This is a genomic window from Cyanobacterium sp. IPPAS B-1200 (assembly GCF_001747005.2).
Taxonomy (GTDB): Bacteria; Cyanobacteriota; Cyanobacteriia; order Cyanobacteriales; family Cyanobacteriaceae; genus Cyanobacterium.
On sequence record NZ_CP182899.1, the window covers coordinates 1,445,415 to 1,461,448 of the forward strand.

General features: G+C 38.2%; 15 protein-coding genes. 5 read left to right on the forward strand and 10 right to left on the reverse strand.

Annotated features, from left to right (window positions below; genetic code table 11):
* Nucleotides 1–176: 176 nt before the first annotated feature.
* Nucleotides 177–1,664 carry a polyphosphate:AMP phosphotransferase gene (gene pap, locus A5482_RS06665; RefSeq protein ID WP_069790175.1) on the forward strand — a complete coding sequence of 496 codons (1,488 nt, stop codon included), beginning with the start codon at nucleotides 177–179 and terminating at the stop codon, nucleotides 1,662–1,664.
* A 12-nt stretch (nucleotides 1,665–1,676) separates the two neighbouring features.
* Here the strand turns inward: pap and A5482_RS06670 are convergent, their stop codons facing one another.
* From A5482_RS06670 to A5482_RS06695, 6 genes are all read right to left on the reverse strand, one after another.
* Nucleotides 1,677–2,084 (reverse strand): hypothetical protein, encoded by a 408-nt coding sequence (locus tag A5482_RS06670; protein ID WP_069790176.1) that lies wholly within the window; start codon nucleotides 2,082–2,084, stop codon nucleotides 1,677–1,679.
* Between the two features lie 198 nt (nucleotides 2,085–2,282).
* Complete coding sequence (glpX, locus tag A5482_RS06675) at nucleotides 2,283–3,320, reverse strand: class II fructose-bisphosphatase (protein WP_069790205.1); 1,038 nt, start codon at nucleotides 3,318–3,320, stop codon at nucleotides 2,283–2,285.
* 131 nt (nucleotides 3,321–3,451) lie between these two features.
* Entirely contained in the window at nucleotides 3,452–6,103 is a 2,652-nt protein-coding gene (locus A5482_RS06680; protein ID WP_069790177.1) for a chloride channel protein, read from the reverse strand.
* A gap of 77 nt (nucleotides 6,104–6,180) precedes the next feature.
* The gene (locus A5482_RS06685; protein WP_069790178.1) at nucleotides 6,181–6,663 is read right to left on the reverse strand and encodes a DUF4079 domain-containing protein; all 483 of its coding nucleotides are present in this window, start codon (nucleotides 6,661–6,663) and stop codon (nucleotides 6,181–6,183) included.
* 305 nt (nucleotides 6,664–6,968) lie between these two features.
* A complete protein-coding gene (locus tag A5482_RS06690) occupies nucleotides 6,969–7,463 on the reverse strand; it encodes a pentapeptide repeat-containing protein (protein ID WP_069790179.1) in 495 nt (164 codons plus the stop codon).
* Between the two features lie 107 nt (nucleotides 7,464–7,570).
* A complete protein-coding gene (locus A5482_RS06695) occupies nucleotides 7,571–8,683 on the reverse strand; it encodes an S-layer homology domain-containing protein (protein ID WP_069790180.1) in 1,113 nt (370 codons plus the stop codon).
* A gap of 367 nt (nucleotides 8,684–9,050) precedes the next feature.
* Here A5482_RS06695 and A5482_RS06700 point away from each other — a divergent pair, with 367 nt between their 5' ends.
* The 3 genes from A5482_RS06700 (at nucleotide 9,051) to A5482_RS06710 (ending at nucleotide 11,444) form a co-directional block, all read left to right on the forward strand.
* Complete coding sequence (locus A5482_RS06700; RefSeq protein ID WP_069790181.1) at nucleotides 9,051–9,371, forward strand: hypothetical protein; 321 nt, start codon at nucleotides 9,051–9,053, stop codon at nucleotides 9,369–9,371.
* Nucleotides 9,372–9,414: 43 nt separating this feature from the next.
* A complete protein-coding gene (locus A5482_RS06705) occupies nucleotides 9,415–10,356 on the forward strand; it encodes a glycosyltransferase (RefSeq protein ID WP_069790182.1) in 942 nt (313 codons plus the stop codon).
* Between the two features lie 269 nt (nucleotides 10,357–10,625).
* The gene (locus A5482_RS06710; RefSeq protein ID WP_242411911.1) at nucleotides 10,626–11,444 is read left to right on the forward strand and encodes a GAF domain-containing protein; all 819 of its coding nucleotides are present in this window, start codon (nucleotides 10,626–10,628) and stop codon (nucleotides 11,442–11,444) included.
* On the opposite strand, the gene A5482_RS06715 is transcribed toward A5482_RS06710, so the two are convergent.
* From A5482_RS06715 to A5482_RS06730, 4 genes are all read right to left on the reverse strand, one after another.
* Complete coding sequence (locus tag A5482_RS06715) at nucleotides 11,441–12,277, reverse strand: alpha/beta fold hydrolase (RefSeq protein WP_069790183.1); 837 nt, start codon at nucleotides 12,275–12,277, stop codon at nucleotides 11,441–11,443. The genes A5482_RS06710 and A5482_RS06715 overlap by 4 nt on opposite strands.
* Nucleotides 12,278–12,279: 2 nt before the next feature.
* Nucleotides 12,280–13,185, reverse strand: a complete 906-nt coding sequence (gene murQ, locus A5482_RS06720) for an N-acetylmuramic acid 6-phosphate etherase (protein ID WP_069790184.1) — start codon at nucleotides 13,183–13,185, stop codon at nucleotides 12,280–12,282.
* Nucleotides 13,186–13,284: 99 nt separating this feature from the next.
* Complete coding sequence (locus tag A5482_RS06725; protein ID WP_069790185.1) at nucleotides 13,285–13,674, reverse strand: DUF3110 domain-containing protein; 390 nt, start codon at nucleotides 13,672–13,674, stop codon at nucleotides 13,285–13,287.
* 121 nt (nucleotides 13,675–13,795) lie between these two features.
* Entirely contained in the window at nucleotides 13,796–14,680 is an 885-nt protein-coding gene (locus A5482_RS06730; protein WP_069790186.1) for a D-alanyl-D-alanine carboxypeptidase, read from the reverse strand.
* Between the two features lie 338 nt (nucleotides 14,681–15,018).
* Here A5482_RS06730 and A5482_RS06735 point away from each other — a divergent pair, with 338 nt between their 5' ends.
* On the forward strand, nucleotides 15,019–15,663 hold the full coding sequence (locus A5482_RS06735; protein ID WP_069790187.1) for a lysophospholipid acyltransferase family protein: 645 nt from the start codon (nucleotides 15,019–15,021) through the stop codon (nucleotides 15,661–15,663).
* Nucleotides 15,664–16,034 lie beyond the last annotated feature (371 nt).

The window sequence follows — 16,034 nt, forward strand, 5'->3', positions numbered from 1 at the left end:
AGACTAAAATAACTTATTTTTTCGTAAGTAGATGGGCGAAATTAGTTATGACTTTTATTATACTAAAACGTTTATGAACAAAGAGGGGGCTTAAGCCCCTTCTTATCCTTTGACTAAATCAATTTGATCATATCTACTCACTTAACTAACTTTTGATTATCACTATTCCTTAATCCATGTTAAATACCCTTGACTTGAGCCTATCCCTCGACAAAAAAAGCTACCATGACCAGATAGAAGCCTTAATGGTTGAATTGCGATCGCTTCAAAACACCTGCTGGCAAGAAAAAATACCCATCATAGTAGTGCTAGAAGGCTGGGCAGCCGCAGGAAAAGGGAAAATAGTTCAAAAAATAACTAACTATATGGATCCTCGAGGATTTGACGTATATCCCATACTACCACCAACTCCCCAAGAAGAAAAATATCCTTTTTTGTGGCGTTTTTGGCAAAATCTTCCCCCCCAAGGTAGCTTCGCCATTTTTTACCATAGTTGGTACATTCATGTATTAGAAGATCGACTATTTGACAGACTTTCAGAAAATCAAGTCCCCCTCGTCATGAGAGACATCAACGCCTTTGAACGTCAATTAATTGATGATGGCGCCATTATGGCTAAATTTTGGTTACATTTAAGCAAAAAAGAACTAAAAAGCCGACTAAAAGACTATCAAGAAGATGAACTAGATTCATGGAGAGTGCGCCCCGAAGACTGGCACCAGCAGAAAAATTATAAGCAATACTCTGCCCTCGCGGAAGAAATGCTCATCTATACCAGCACAGGTTTTGCCCCATGGACATTAGTAGAAGCAGACTGCAAACGGTGGGCAAGGGTAAAGGTATTAACTCAATTAGTATCCACCATTAGAGGGGCGCTCGCCCAACGCAAAATATTATCTGAAACTCCTTCCCTTCCTCCCCAAGCCGAATTATTACCCACGGAGCCTGATTATTTAGATAGAGTAGATTTAACCGTACATTTACCCAAAGATGAATATAAAACTAGGCTCAAATCTGCCCAAGTAGAATTGAGAAAATTACAGCGAGAAATTTTTGAGAAAAAACTGGGGGTATTGCTCTTATTTGAAGGGTGGGATGCTGCTGGAAAAGGAGGAGCCATAAAAAGAGTTACCGACATTTTAGATCCTCGTAACTATAAAGTCCATGCCTTTGCTGCCCCCACCGAAGAGGAGAAAAACCATCATTATCTCTGGCGTTTTTGGCGTAAGTTACCCCAGTTAGGTAATATCGGCATTTTCGATCGCACTTGGTACGGTAGAGTACTGGTAGAAAGAATTGAAAACTTTGCCACAGAAGTAGAATGGCGCAGGGCATTCCGAGAAATTAATGAATTTGAAGCCCAATTGGCAACGGATAATTATCTGATTATTAAATTTTGGATTCACATTAGCCAAGAAGAACAATTAAATCGTTTTGAAGCAAGAAAAAATGATCCTTTCAAAAGTTATAAATTAACTGAAGAAGATTGGCGTAACCGTGAAAAATGGGATTTGTATGATGTGGCAGTTAATCAGGCGATCGCTCGTACTAGCACTCCCCTCGCCCCATGGAAAATAGTTCCAGGAGACGACAAATATTACGCCAGAGTGTACGTCATAGAAACCATCGTTAATGCTATTAAGCAAAAACTACACCATGGGTAACTTTTATAAAAGTTATTCAAAAAGTAATAAAAAAGCAATAATAGTCACTGCCACAGAAACAATAAAGGCATTTTTTGTGGTGGATTGAATGGTAAAATTCTCTTTTTCTTCTGGTGATTCAACCTTAAGAGATTGATAAAAACGGATAATAAAAAAACTTATTTGGGAAAATATTAGTAAAAGTAATGGAAAAATAACCCATTTTTGAGCTAAAAATAAACCGATACCACTTACTAAGGTTTCAATACCACAAAGAAAAATAAAAATAGTATCGCTTTGATCTTCTTTTTTTAGGGTAATCTGGGCGATCGCACTGTTAAAGAACTTATTATTAAAAGACTCTTTGATCGTAACGATACCACCCAAAATCCAAATAATACCAAATAATCTTAGGCAATTAATAAGAAAAGAAATAACCATTTTATGTCATCACGAAAACTAAAAAAGTGATAGGAAATACTCCTACTATAAATGATTAGAGAATAAAATGGACATGAAAAAATCCCTCAAAATTGAGGGATATAAGGAGGAAAACTTTTAATTATTTTAATTACCCCAAAGGTTCATAAAACTTTATATTCCTACCTAAACTTTTTATGTCTTCTACCAAAAAAAATCTTATCTTAATTGGATAGTTTGAGGCTTATCAAACATATGAACAGTATCCACAAAACGAGCGGTACTAGACTGACTAGAAATAACTAAACTTTGGGTTCTGGCGCCACCATGGAAGAAACGAACACCATTCATCAAAGTACCAGGGGTAATACCACAGGCCGCAAATAAAACGGTTTCTCCAGAAGCTAATTCTTCAGCAGTATAAACCTTATCAGGATCAGTAATACCCATTTCGGTGAGACGAGCGAGGTTGCCTTCTCTGCTTTCACCGATTAAACCAGTTTTCACCACCGCAGGATCATAAATTAACTGTCCTTGGAAGTGACCACCCAAACAACGCATGGCAGCAGCAGAAATAACCCCTTCAGGAGCCGCACCGATACCCATGAGGGCATGAATGTTGGTACCAGAGAAAGCACAGGATAAAGCGGCGCTTACGTCACCATCACTGATAAGACGAACCCTTGCACCAGCCGCACGAATTTCTTTAATCAAATCTTCGTGGCGAGATCTGTCCATTACGACGACTACCAATTCTTCGGGGGTGCGATTTAGACACTCGGAAAGAATTTTGATGTTTTCGGTAGCAGATTTGTTGATGTCCACATGACCTTTGGCCGCTGGGGGCGCCGCTAATTTTTTCATGTAGAAGTCAGGGGCTGCAAATAGACCACCTTTTTCGGAGATGGCGAGTACAGCCATGGAGCCGTTTTGACCATAGGCGACGAGGTTAGTACCTTCGCAGGGGTCAACGGCGATGTCAATTTCGATTAATTCGTCAGGATTACAGAAGTCTTTGGCGTTTTCTTGGGTACATACGCCCACTTCTTCGCCGATGTAAAGCATGGGAGCGTCATCTCTTTCTCCTTCACCGATTACGATTCGGCCGCGCATATTGATTTTATTCATTCTTTCGCGCATGGCTTCTACTGCTACTTCATCAGCAATATCTTTTTCGCCTTTACCCATCCATTTGGATGAGGCGATCGCCGCCTGTTCTACTACTTCAATAATCTCTAGTCCGATAGTAGTTTCTATCATCGTGTATCCTCCGAGGATTTTTAAATTTAATTTTCTATAATGATTTGAGTAAATCTCATCAAGATTAAAGTCTATCAGAGTGAGGGATTTCCCACAAAAAAAGTTTTTCTAGGGAACAGGGAATAGTTTTAAGATGGTAAACGGATTAAGATAACGGTGGTGTCAAGTTTTGAGGCGATCGCATCGGGGATATTACCCTGAATAGTTTGTTTTAGTAAACTATCCCGAGAAGCCCCGATAATCACCAGTTCTGCTCTTTGGTTGTGGGCTACTAAGCGAATACCATCCACCACGGAATGGGAAGCGATAGAAAGGGGTTTGACCATGGTTTCTACGTGGGGCTGTAACTCCTCCACAGCAAAATATAAATCCGAGGAATCTACTTTTTTCTCGCTGGGGGGAGAAACTTTAGCTAACCATACAGGGGGTAAACTTCCTTTGTGATAAACATTGAGAAAAGCGGGTAAAAGTTTTAACCCCTCTCTGGCATTGGGACCTCCTGCCATGGGAACTAAACAACTACCCCTGGCCATCAAATTGTGAGGATAACTATGGTTGTTACCTAGTTTAATTAAAATTAATTCGCAGGGGGCTTGGGTAATTAAATTATCTACTAAATGGGAAAATATAAACTCTTGAGAACTGGAATTTTTACCCCATCCCATTACTAATAAATCAATATATTCTCGCTTAATAATTTCTAATAATAATCCTGTGCGGTGATGGGTTATAACTATTCTGGTATGGGTGGGAATATTAGCTTTTCTTCCTATTTCTTCTAAGGTTAACATCAATTCCCTTGCATTTTCTGTGTCCACATAGGTACTATGAGGATCTAAATGTTTGGCAATTTTTAATACTTTTATAAATTCAATTTCATAATCATTATAAAGGGCGATCGCCACGGCAATTTTTGCTAAACTTTCATAATCATCCTCAGAAGTTACAGGAACTAAAATAGAACCTCTACCCGTAGCAGGGGAGCGACTTTGATACACCGTGTAAGCCACCTGAGCCTTAATGGCTACATCCGCTTTCAACTCATCTACCTCCACCCGAATAATATCCGTACGGGTAATAATGCCCACCAAGCGCCCTTCTTGCACCACAGGTAAACGGGAGAGGGTATAACGGTTTAACAGGTACAAAACATCACTCAAATAAGCATCAGGAGGCACACTGATGGGGTTAGGAGTCATAATTTCTTTTGTCAGTAACAAAGAGGAAGGATTGCGCACCTTAACTAAATCCGACTGAGTTACGATTCCCACCAACTTGCCATTATCCACCACAGGGAAGCCCCGATGAGATGATAAGGACATTAAATCTAACAAGTCAATCACCTTGAGACGGGGAGAAACCGTTTCTACATTGGTTTGCATTACTGTCCCTGCCTTCAATTCCCGCAAAAAATCTTTTTGACGACTACTATCATTATGATTTTCATCGTTTAAATCGTAGCCCATGTGATGTAATAATAATTGATCCATGGAGCCTTTTTGCACCGCCTCCGCACTGATATAAGACACCGCACAGGTAATCATGAGGGGTAATACCAAGTTAAAATTGGCATTCAGTTCAAAAATCATCACGATGGCGGTTACAGGCACTCGCACAACCCCCGTAAAAAATGCCCCCATCCCAGCCAGTGCAAAGGTTGCCCTTGCATCTATATTTATCCAAATACTACCCATGTCTGCAACGAGATAGCCTAAGGAAGAACCCATAATCAGGGCTGGGGCAAATAATCCTCCCGGAGCACCAGAACCTGCGGCAATAATGGTTAAGATAAAATGGGCTGCCAATACCAGTGCTATTTGTTCCCAAGGTAGTTCACCTTTGACCAAAAATTCCCTTAATCCTGCATTATCACGGAAATAGGGGGGTAAAAGGGCGATCGCACTGCCACATACCAACCCCGTTAAGCCAATTTTTTGCCATAGGGGCATTTTCAACTGTTGATTGAACTTGACACTTTTTAGAACTCCCTTATTAAACAAAGCCCCCAGTAATCCCCCCATAATACCTAATATCAAATAAAGGGGAATATCTTGAGGAGAAAAACTAATACTATCAGCGGGTAATAAACTAGAAGGAAGATTTAAGTCTGGACTCTGTAAAATAATCGATACTACCGCCCCTGTAAAAGATGCGACGATGGCAGTTTCTAGGGTGAGGTTAGATACATCCCTCATCAATTCTTCTATGACAAACATCACCCCTGCAATGGGGGTATTAAATCCTGCGGCAAGTCCTGCGGCAGCCCCGGCGGCGATAATCTGACGACGATGTTCGGGGGATGTGGGTACTAAACGGGTTAATTCGGCGGCTAAGGCTGCCCCTATATGCACCGTCGGGCTTCTTCTGCCAAGGGTTAACCCTCCCCCCAAAACTAAGATTGTACCGATAATTTTTACCAAGGCTATCTTTAGGGATAATGGCACCGCATAACGGGCAAGGGAGGCTTTTACTTGGGCTACCCCTCCTCCCCCGGCCGTGGGAGCCACATATTCTAGTAATAATCCTGCTAGGGCGCCGAAAAATAGTCCAGAAAGGGGTAAAACGGCGATCGCCCCCCATTGATTAACGAGATTAATCCTCATACCCCCTAACCACCCAATACCCTGTTTAAGTAACAAAGCGGCTAAAGCCCCAAAAACTCCAATTAAGGCGGCTTCAACGAGGGCATAACGGGGAGAAATCGAGTTTCTCGCCCAATGACGAGATTTTAGCCAAGCTAAACCTTTTTGGAGCAATTTCTGGGGTAAAAAACTATCCACAGCAATAATATGTGAATTTTAGGGGTTAAATTTTACATGGGGGGAATGAGGAATATTTTATGGTAAAACGGGGATAACTAGATAGAAAGTCCTAGTTTTAATCCTAAAATTGCATGGATAACCATTACAGTTACGGCAATACTACCAAGGTAAGCATGGGCAGTGCGTAAACTATCTTTGTTACCTACAAAGCCAGTGGCAGAGATTAAACCATTTACACTTAATAAACCGATTACCAATGAACCAGTCCAAAAGTGAGGACTAGATAAAATAGGCTCTCCTTGCATGATCAAGGATAATAAACCACCACTGTAACCCATAATGATAAATAAGGTCATCAAAGGAGCAATTTTGCGATGATTCATTTTATTTTCTGCCACTTCTCCTTCCGTAGTTAAAAGACGACTACGCCAACCAGTAACAGCTACGGCACTACCCATAAAGAAAATTACAATGCCCATGAAAAAGGGATGTCCCCAATGTACCACGACTTCAGGGGTATTAAACCCAGAAAAAATGTCCGCCACTGGTTGCAATATCTCTCTAATTGTTTCCTTCATATTTTTTAGTAGTTCTTTATAGTTCTTAACTTACTATGAAGTATAGCGGTAAATAATTGAGAATTGATAATTCTAAATGGCTTTGTTGCATGAATAAACAAATAGATAGCTAACTTCCATGAAAAACAATGTAGCTTACAATTAATTAACTATAAGGAAGGTGGTGAACTACTACCCGAGCGCTTTAGCTCTCGTCGGGAGCTTCATCATTCAACAGCTCATGCCTCAAGACAGATTTACGTCTGCCTTTTGGTCTTACTGTGCCTCCTGATGCAGAAACGGCTATATTATGGATAATTGATTAATTAATCCTTGCAACCCAAACTGTCTCTGGTAGATATACCCGTTATAGGGTTAACTCCTTCGGCTCTTTCACACATCAAGGAAACTTGATAACGATCAATTACCGCATCGGTAAAATCTGCCCCTGTGATGTCGGTGTCATAAAATCTGGTTCTAGTGGCGATCGCACCTGTAAGAATAGCATCACTAAGATCAGAAAAATCAAAAGTAACTCTGTCAATTAACGCCCCAGAAAAATTAACCCCATGTAAATCAGCGTCTAATAATACGCTCTCCGTCATCATGGCGTTAGTCAAATCAGAATTACGCATGGATACCCTTCTCATGCTAGAGGCAGCAAACACAGCCCCCACCAATTCCTGATTAGAAAAATCTTGATCATCTAAATCTGCATAGGTTAAATTAACCATTTCCTGAGCATAGGCAGGAGTAGCACTGCCAAGGATAAAGCCAATGGCAAGAAATAAAATTATCACTACTTTTAATAAACGATTCATAAAAATAAAAATTGCAAACTATCCTTTATATAATAAGCTGCGTTGTTTAATGATGGAATGAAATATTATTAAATTACAACAAATATCTCATATTATCTACCGAATCATTACAGCTGATCCAACGAACGAACATCCCCTTGATAACCGAAGCGGTTGAGAGTAATAGCCGCCTCCTCTGTGGTGACGGTTTTTTGTGGTTGAAATAGGGTAGTAAATCCAAAAGTACGGCGTACATTGGCGTTATCACCGTTTTGCCAGTCGATATAAAGTTTTTGCCATAATTCAGGATTCATCTGATTTGCATCTTGAAAACCCCAGGTTTCTCGGATATTATCAAGGGTGGTAGTAGGAAAACTTTGACGAAAATCAAAAGGCACTTTCCAAGCGATTAAATGTTCTCTGGTTAATGGTTCATCAGGGTTAAATGCGATCGCATCAGGATTATTAGTAAGACGAGAAGGAATCAACCCCGCATTGGCCAAACCCTGAATATAAGGAAAATCAGGATCATTATTCGGTACATCCCGAAAAACTGCCTCACTATTGGCACTAGCCAAACGAATCAACTTACCATTATCGCTACCAAATATAACATTATTCGTTTTCACTAACCAACGGGCATATTGACGACGAGTAATCATCTCCTCTTCATTGATAGACTCCTTACCCTCCTCGATAACTCCCACTTGTGCCAATTGTTGCAAAGGTTCAGACGTTGTCACCCGTGGGGGAGAATCCTCCTCCGAAACCGTAGTTTCCTCTTCCTGACTATTATCTTCTGATACCATACGGCTATCAGTCAAACTAAATTGCGTTTCATCTGCACTGACTTCAAAATTCATCATCACAGTGGTATCCTCATCGGCTTTTGTTGCCACCAAAGAATCATCTTCCCCCCTTTCCACCTGCCACTCAAAACCCATTAAACCTTGCTCATAAGCATCTATAATCAAATTGATAGGATCTGAAGAAGTCCACACAAAGGTATTTCCCTCAATTCTAATCAACTCCGCCCCCTCATAAATAGGAATATCTTGGGGAAAATCCTCAGGTAACTCCAACTCCTCAGTAGTAACATTTCCTTCCCCTTGGGTATTTACTTCCTCCTCCGTTGTCAAACTCTCGTCAGGAGTAAGTCTTGATTCAAGAGTTTGATTACCACTACAACCATAAATAAATATAGCTAGAACTAAAAATGAAAAATAACGAAGTATAGCCATGTATATGTACAATAACGATTTGTTACATTATATTATTTATGAAATTGTATAAACCTATCTCACTAACAAGATTTTATTAATTCACATATGAATCATGGCAATCACAAAATCTTCAATTTTTTATTCTTCCATTCCCTTTTCAGAAATTTTGCCATAATTTCTCTGCTTATTAATTTTTTATGTCCGATAAGAATAGTCAACAAATAATTAAATACCACATCATAGGAAACAATCGAATTATCTTCATGATCAATTTATCTATGTATTTCAAATTTATAAAACCTTTAGGAAAATAAAATCGTATCAAAAAATGAGATAAATAGCACTTAATATATAATAGAAATAAAGGGTAAATTAAATTAAAAAGATGATTAACCATAAACTACTACACATATTAACCATCACTAGCCTTGCTACTATTACAGCCCAAGGGGTTTTTGCCATGCCAGAATGCTACTTTACCGACACCAGAGGAAAAGTAGTGAATCTAGGATTCCTTTGTAATATAGAAATAATCTCTACCGAATCTTCTCCTCCCCAAGAAACTCAAAATTCTCCCACAAATCAAACTACCACCCCTGAAGTAACAACACCAAATCAAACCAATCAACCAGTAAATACGAATATTCAAAATCTCCCTAATAATACCCCACCCCCATCCAATAGAAACACTTTACCAACCTTCTAAAATAACCTAAACATCTTTAATTCATCACAAAATAATCATCATCATGAGCAAAATTGAACTTTTTGTCTCCGTAATTATTCCGATATATAATGGCGAAAAAGATCTTCCAGAATTAATAGAATGTTTAAAGAATCAAACCTATAATAATGAAAAAACAGAATTTATTTTAGTTGACAATAATAGTTCTGACGATACATTTAAATTAATAGAAGAAAAGGCTATAATTCTCAAAAATATCAATATTAAATGTATTCAAGAAAATAAAATTCAAAGCTCCTATGCTGCTCGTAACAGAGGAATAAAAGAAGCTCAAGGAGAAATTTTTGCTTTTACCGATGTAGATTGTCGTCCTCAAAAAGATTGGTTAGAAAAACTAATACAACCATTTAATGATACTAAAACTATGATTGTGGCAGGGGAAATAAAAGCAATTAAAGGAGATAATATATTGGAAAAATATGCCGACAAAAGAGATATATTATCCCAAAAATATACCCTAGCCAATGAGTTTTTTCCCTATGGACAAACCGCAAATCTGGCTGTGCGAAGGGAAGCCCTTAAAGTAGTGGGGTTATTTCGCCCCTATTTGACGACTGGCGGAGATGCGGATATTTGTTGGCGCATTCTCAAAGAAATTGAATCAGAAATAAAATTTGTTCCTGATGCTTTAGTGTTACATCGTCATAGAGATAACTTGAAAGATTTTAAAAGTCAATGGAGGCGTTATGGTAAATCCTCCAAATACCTTCATCAACTCCATGGCTCAAAATTAATGCCAGAATACTCTACTTCAAAATATGGTTATCGTTTATTAGTTTGGTTGATTAAGGAGTTTCCTAAAAACATTTTAAAATTATTAATCGGCAAGGGAAATTTTGTTGATTTAATTCAAACTCCCTTAGATATGATGGTAGGTAAACTCAGAAGTAATGGTCAAAAAAATGCTGATTTACCTGATAAAGCAAAAGAAATTGATCATTTATAAAAGATTATCATTATTACAATTCATTAAGAAAAGCATAGAGTATTAATAGTATTTTGGTTAACATACAAATATAGACATTCACATATAGATATTTGCAACAATTGTTTTCCTAAACTTATTAAAAATTTGATTGATACTTTATGAATATTTCCATATAGTTTTCCCTAACTTTATTGATAAAAAAATCTTAAAAAAACACTACATAAAAGAAGAAAGTAAGCAAAATTTAGGATTATAATTTTGTCAATATTATCAATAATTTTATTACCATGGCAGAAAAAATGATAAAAACAACATCAAGTGATTCTCAAAATCTCGTAAACGAAAACCCCTCTCTTAAGTCTGAAGGCTTTTTATTCCAATTATTAGGGGTTACTAATTTTTTAGAAAAAAATAGCAATGTTGAAACAGGTTTAAAAGACTTGGCGTATATGACGGCTCAAATTTTAGAGTCAAAAAAATGTTCTATTATGCTCTTACAAACCAGAGTAATAGATAGTCAAGGTAATAAAAAACAAGAGCCTTATTTAAGGGTGTTTACCCATTATGGGGATTTACCCAAGGAAGCCTATGAGGAAGTTACCCATCTAAATGATGGCATTGCGGGGTATGTGGCTTCTACGGGAGAGTGTTTGCTAGTGGAGGATATTAATAAATCTCCATTTGTGCAAGTGGCGAGACAAAAAGAGCATGATTATAAAAGTTTAATTTCTGCACCTATTTTCATTGGTAATCAGGTGATTGGGGTTATTAATGTTAGTGAACAAAATAATGATAAACCTTTTAATAATAAGGATTTAGAAATTTTAAAAATATTTGCTCTTTTTATTGGTAAATCAATTCAAATTATCGAGTTGCAAAATATGTTGCAATCAAGATTTCTTGAAATTGCGGTATCTAAGGAGGTAGAAGAAAAAGGAAATAAAATTTCAAATATTACTCCAGATCCTGCTAAGATTTCGGATATTGTAGCAAAGGCTATTTTTAAGGAACTTGATAAGGGGGGTTTTGGTCCTAATCAAATTATTAATATTACTGGGGAAATACTTGATTTATTAAGGGAAAAAATTCATAAAGATGAAAGTTAATTTTTAGATAAAAATTCGGCAATAACTTGATTAAATGGTTCTGGTTCTACTAAAAAAGCCCAATGATTTCCTCGTACTGTTTTGATGGTTAAATTAGGGAGATATTTTTCAAAGGGTTTAATTTGCCATGGACTTTTGTTTAGCCCTTTTTCGGGTTTAATAAAAAGAGTCGGAATGGTTAATTTTTCTGTTAATCCTGCTTGTAGCATGACATCGATAAAAATTTCATCTTTGGCGTGGGATGCAAATTTACTAGACCATTGTTGATTTTCGTTTTGGGTAATGCTGTATTCAAATACTTTTTGTTGTAATTCTGACCAACCTTGATATTGTTTGAGGGATTTGGCGGTCTTTTCTGCGGATTGATAGTCAGGAAAAGTGCCTGTCATTTTGAGAAAGGGCAAGACTTTGTATAAAAAAGGGAATGTGATTTTGCTCCAACGAGGAATTTTGTTGATATAAAAGGGATCAACTAGGGTCATTGTCTGAAAAAGTTGGGGGTTTTGGGTTGCCCAAATGGGAACTAATTTGGCACTCCAAGAATGGGCGATGACATGAATTTTATCCCATTGTAGGTGACGGAGGAGGGCTTCTAGGTCATGGATAATATCATCGTTGAAATAACCTTTTTCTGGTTTACTGCTGTTGCCGTGTCCTCTCAGGTCGGGGGCGATGATATGATATTTTTGTTGTAAATATTCCCCTAAATTGTCCCATACTAAGCTATGGTCTGCCATGCCGTGTAATAGTAGTAGGGGGGTTTTTCCTTGATGCCATTCTAGGTAGGATATTTCGATGTTATGGTTTGTTATAAATGTTTTTCTGGTGACCATTTTTAGTTATTGACGGCTTGACGTAGGTTGCCTTGATGTTTTTCTAGGAGGGTTTGGGCTTGGGTTTTACTAAGGTTTTTCCAGTGCATTAATAGGGCTAATTTTACTTTTGAGCCACTGGCGGTTAATAATTCTTGGGCTTTGTCTCGCTCTAAGTCGGTTAAGTCGGTGATAATTCTTAAGGCTCTGTCTAATAGTTTACTGTTGGTGACGGATACGTCGATCATTCTGTTGCCGTAAACTTTGCCTAGTTTTACCATTACCCCTGTGGAAATGATGTTTAATGCCATTTTGGTTACTGTACCTGCTTTGAGACGGGTTGAACCTGCTAGGACTTCAGGGCCTGTGAGTAGTCTAATATCGACATCTACTTCTATTTTTAGTTGCTCTTGGGGGATACAACTAATAAAAACAGTTTTGGCTTTTCTTTTTCGGGCTTCTTCTAAGGCTCCATGGACGTAAGGAGTGGTACCTCCTGCGGTGATGCCTATTACTACATCAATTTCGGTAATGTCGTTAAGGGCGATCGCCTTTGCCCCATCTTCGGGTAAGTCTTCGAGGGCTTCGGAACTTTTGAACATAGCCCCTTCTCCCCCCGCTAGAATGCCTTGTACGAGGGTGGGATCTGTGCAGAAGGTGGGGGGACATTCCGCCGCATCAAGCACCCCTAAACGTCCGCTAGTACCTGCTCCGATGTAAAATAACCGCCCCCCTTTACCAAGGAATTGGGCGGTAATGTCAATGGCTTGGGCTAAGGATTCCCGGGCAAGGGCGATCGCATCTACGGTTTTTTGATCTTCCTGATTAAAAACATCAACAATTTCCAAACAAGAAAGCTGATCCAAATTAGTACTAAGAGGATTAATCTGTTCAGTTAAAAGATGTCCCCTAGTGATTTCATTATTCATGATTAAAAACCAAAATTATCAACGTTGTTTATTGACCATTAAAACTTTAATTAACAGTCAAACAACATTATCCATTATCCATTCTCAATTATCAATTAATTATAGTAGCCCCTCCAATTGGCGACGAATGCGCTCTAATTCAAAAGCAGACATTTCCGCTTCCGAAGAATTTTCCGTAATGGGTGCTTGAGGAGTACCATCAATATCCCAGTCCATATGCTCAACATTATTCTCAGGGGGGACTTCTAACATCCCATCAGAGATAAATTTGTAGTCATACCCCGCACTGGCACAAAAATCCTCAATTTCCTCTATTTCGATACCCTCCGCCGAGGGCAAAGGAAAATCCTGAGCCTCCAAAAGCAAAGCATAGCGCACCGCATCATCCTCAGACTCAAACATTAACACACAATCGCGATCGCCTATCTGTAAGGTATGAATACCCTCATTACTGGTTCCCGAATTATATAATAATACATAAACAATCATAGACCATACTCCCAAACTGTAAATATAGATTACCTCCCCCACCACCAAAAACCATCACGGATAGGGCTAATAAACTATATTTTCATGGTTAAATGCCTATGTCAATTTTGTTACAAATTCTTTAAGAATCACAAGGCCCAGCCATGTTAATACGAATTAACATTTGATCGATGGCCCCTACTAAATTAGTACCCACATTAGTAGGATGATTGGCCATAATACTAAATATTAAAGTACCATGCTCCCGATGATCTAAATAACCAGATAAAGCCCTTACACCCCTGAGAGTACCAGTTTTTGCTCTCACGATGCCCTGTACAGGGGTTTGTCTCATGCGATTAGTCAGAGTACCACTCACCCCCGCCGTCGGTAAAGAGGCTAAAAATACATCCCGGTGACGGTCATTATACATTACTCTTAAAGTCTCAACGATCGCCCTTGGGGTAGCAACATTATTACGAGATAATCCAGAGCCATCGGCAAAATGAAAAGCACTAGGATTCACCCCCATTTGTGCCAAAATTTGTTTAGCCGTAGCCGAACCGCCCACACGGCGCAATAATGTATCAGCATAATAATTATTACTTCTCAAATTAGTGACATTAATCCATTCTCTCAATGAAGTGCTACCGCTAAAGGTAGCATTAGGATCCATTCTTTGTAAAGCCGCCGCTGTGGTTAATATCTTTGTATTAGAAGCAGGAATAAAACCTCGATCCGCATTGTAATGATAAATAGTTTCCCCTGTCTCCAGACTTTGCACCAAAATTCCCCAACCTCCACCATAGGCATCAATAACCTGTTGAATAGATGCGTTTAATTCAGGGGTACAGATATTAGGGGCGACACTTCTAGTTTCTGGAGGAGTAACAGGAATGGGAATAGATTGCCCTTCAGAGGAAGGATTAAACTCAAGGATAGAAGCATTGGTTTGGGCGGATACAGCCCCAGCGGAGGCAAAAGAAAGAATTGATAGCCAAGTGATAAAATGTTGCTTTTTAATCATATGATAATGAACGGAGTTAAATGTATTGTTTTTATGGTGTGTTAGAAGTAATTAATTATTTTAAGTTTCAAAAATTGGTTATGGTTTTTAAAAACTAAAAATGGGGGTTTATAAGTTATTCATACTACTTATATGTTTTGAGTAATAATTAATTGTTGGTGGTTGATCATACACCTTTGTGGGATGGGTATGTTACCGCCATGGAAGTTGTAAAAAAAAATCGAATGATCAATTATTTTTGTTCTATTTGCTAAAGTATAAAATTCTCATTCCTTTTAGGCAGTCTCTGCTTCCCTCAGGTTTATTGACTTAAAGTATCTTAACAGAAGAATTAGAAAATGACTAAGGATTCAAAATTATCCGTTAAAAAGACTAATCCAGCAATTTATTATTTAGCAAGGTTTCTGGTAGTATCTCCTTTTTTTCATCTCTATTTTCGGGGCAAAGTGGAAAATGTGGAAAATGTACCCCGTGAGGGAAAGTTGATGATTGTCAGTAATCATGCCAGTATTTTTGATCCTCCTATCCTTGCTTCGGCAATTCCTCGCAGAATTTCTTTTATGGCAAAGCAAGAGTTATTTAATTCTCGTCTTTTTGGTCAGTTAATTTCTTTCTTGGGTGCTTATCCTGTTAGTCGGGGTGAGGGCGATCGCAACGCTATCCGTCAGGCATTAGCTAGAATAGAGCAAGAATGGGCTACCTGTGTCTTTATCGAAGGTACTCGCACCGCTGATGGTAGGGTTTACAACCCCAAATTAGGAGCCGCTCTAATTGCCGCTAAATCTCAGGCTTCTATATTACCTGTTTGTCTTTGTGGTACCGAAAACATTTTAGTGGATAGCAAAAAGTTACCTCAACCTGCATCTGTGACTATCAAAATAGGGGATGTTATTGCCCCTCCAGCTTCCACCAAGAAAAAAGATTTAGAGTTAGTTACGCAAAAGTGCGCTGATGAAATTAATAAACTTCATGATCAGGTTTAACTATAAAATGTTTTAGCAGAGGCAAGTGTTAGATAGTACTAGCATCTTATAAACATAAAGGTTTTCACGTTAAAAAAGACGAGTTTTTTTGGGCTTTTGTTGTGGTTGTTTGTCCGAGTTTATGTTATTATTTAGATAATGGGAGGCCTGACAAAAATAAATACAAACGGTCAGATTTCCATTATATTATAGACATTCTTATAATCCCGTGTAAAAGGACAAAAGTCAAGAAAAAAAGCGATTTTTTAACATTTTGTAATATTCCATCGACCCTCGTTAATCATATCTCGCAAATATACGAAGGACACAAAGAAACATTTAAGGAATTTGTTTTGACTTGAGAGTATTTTAAAAGAAAAGTTTGTTTTTTG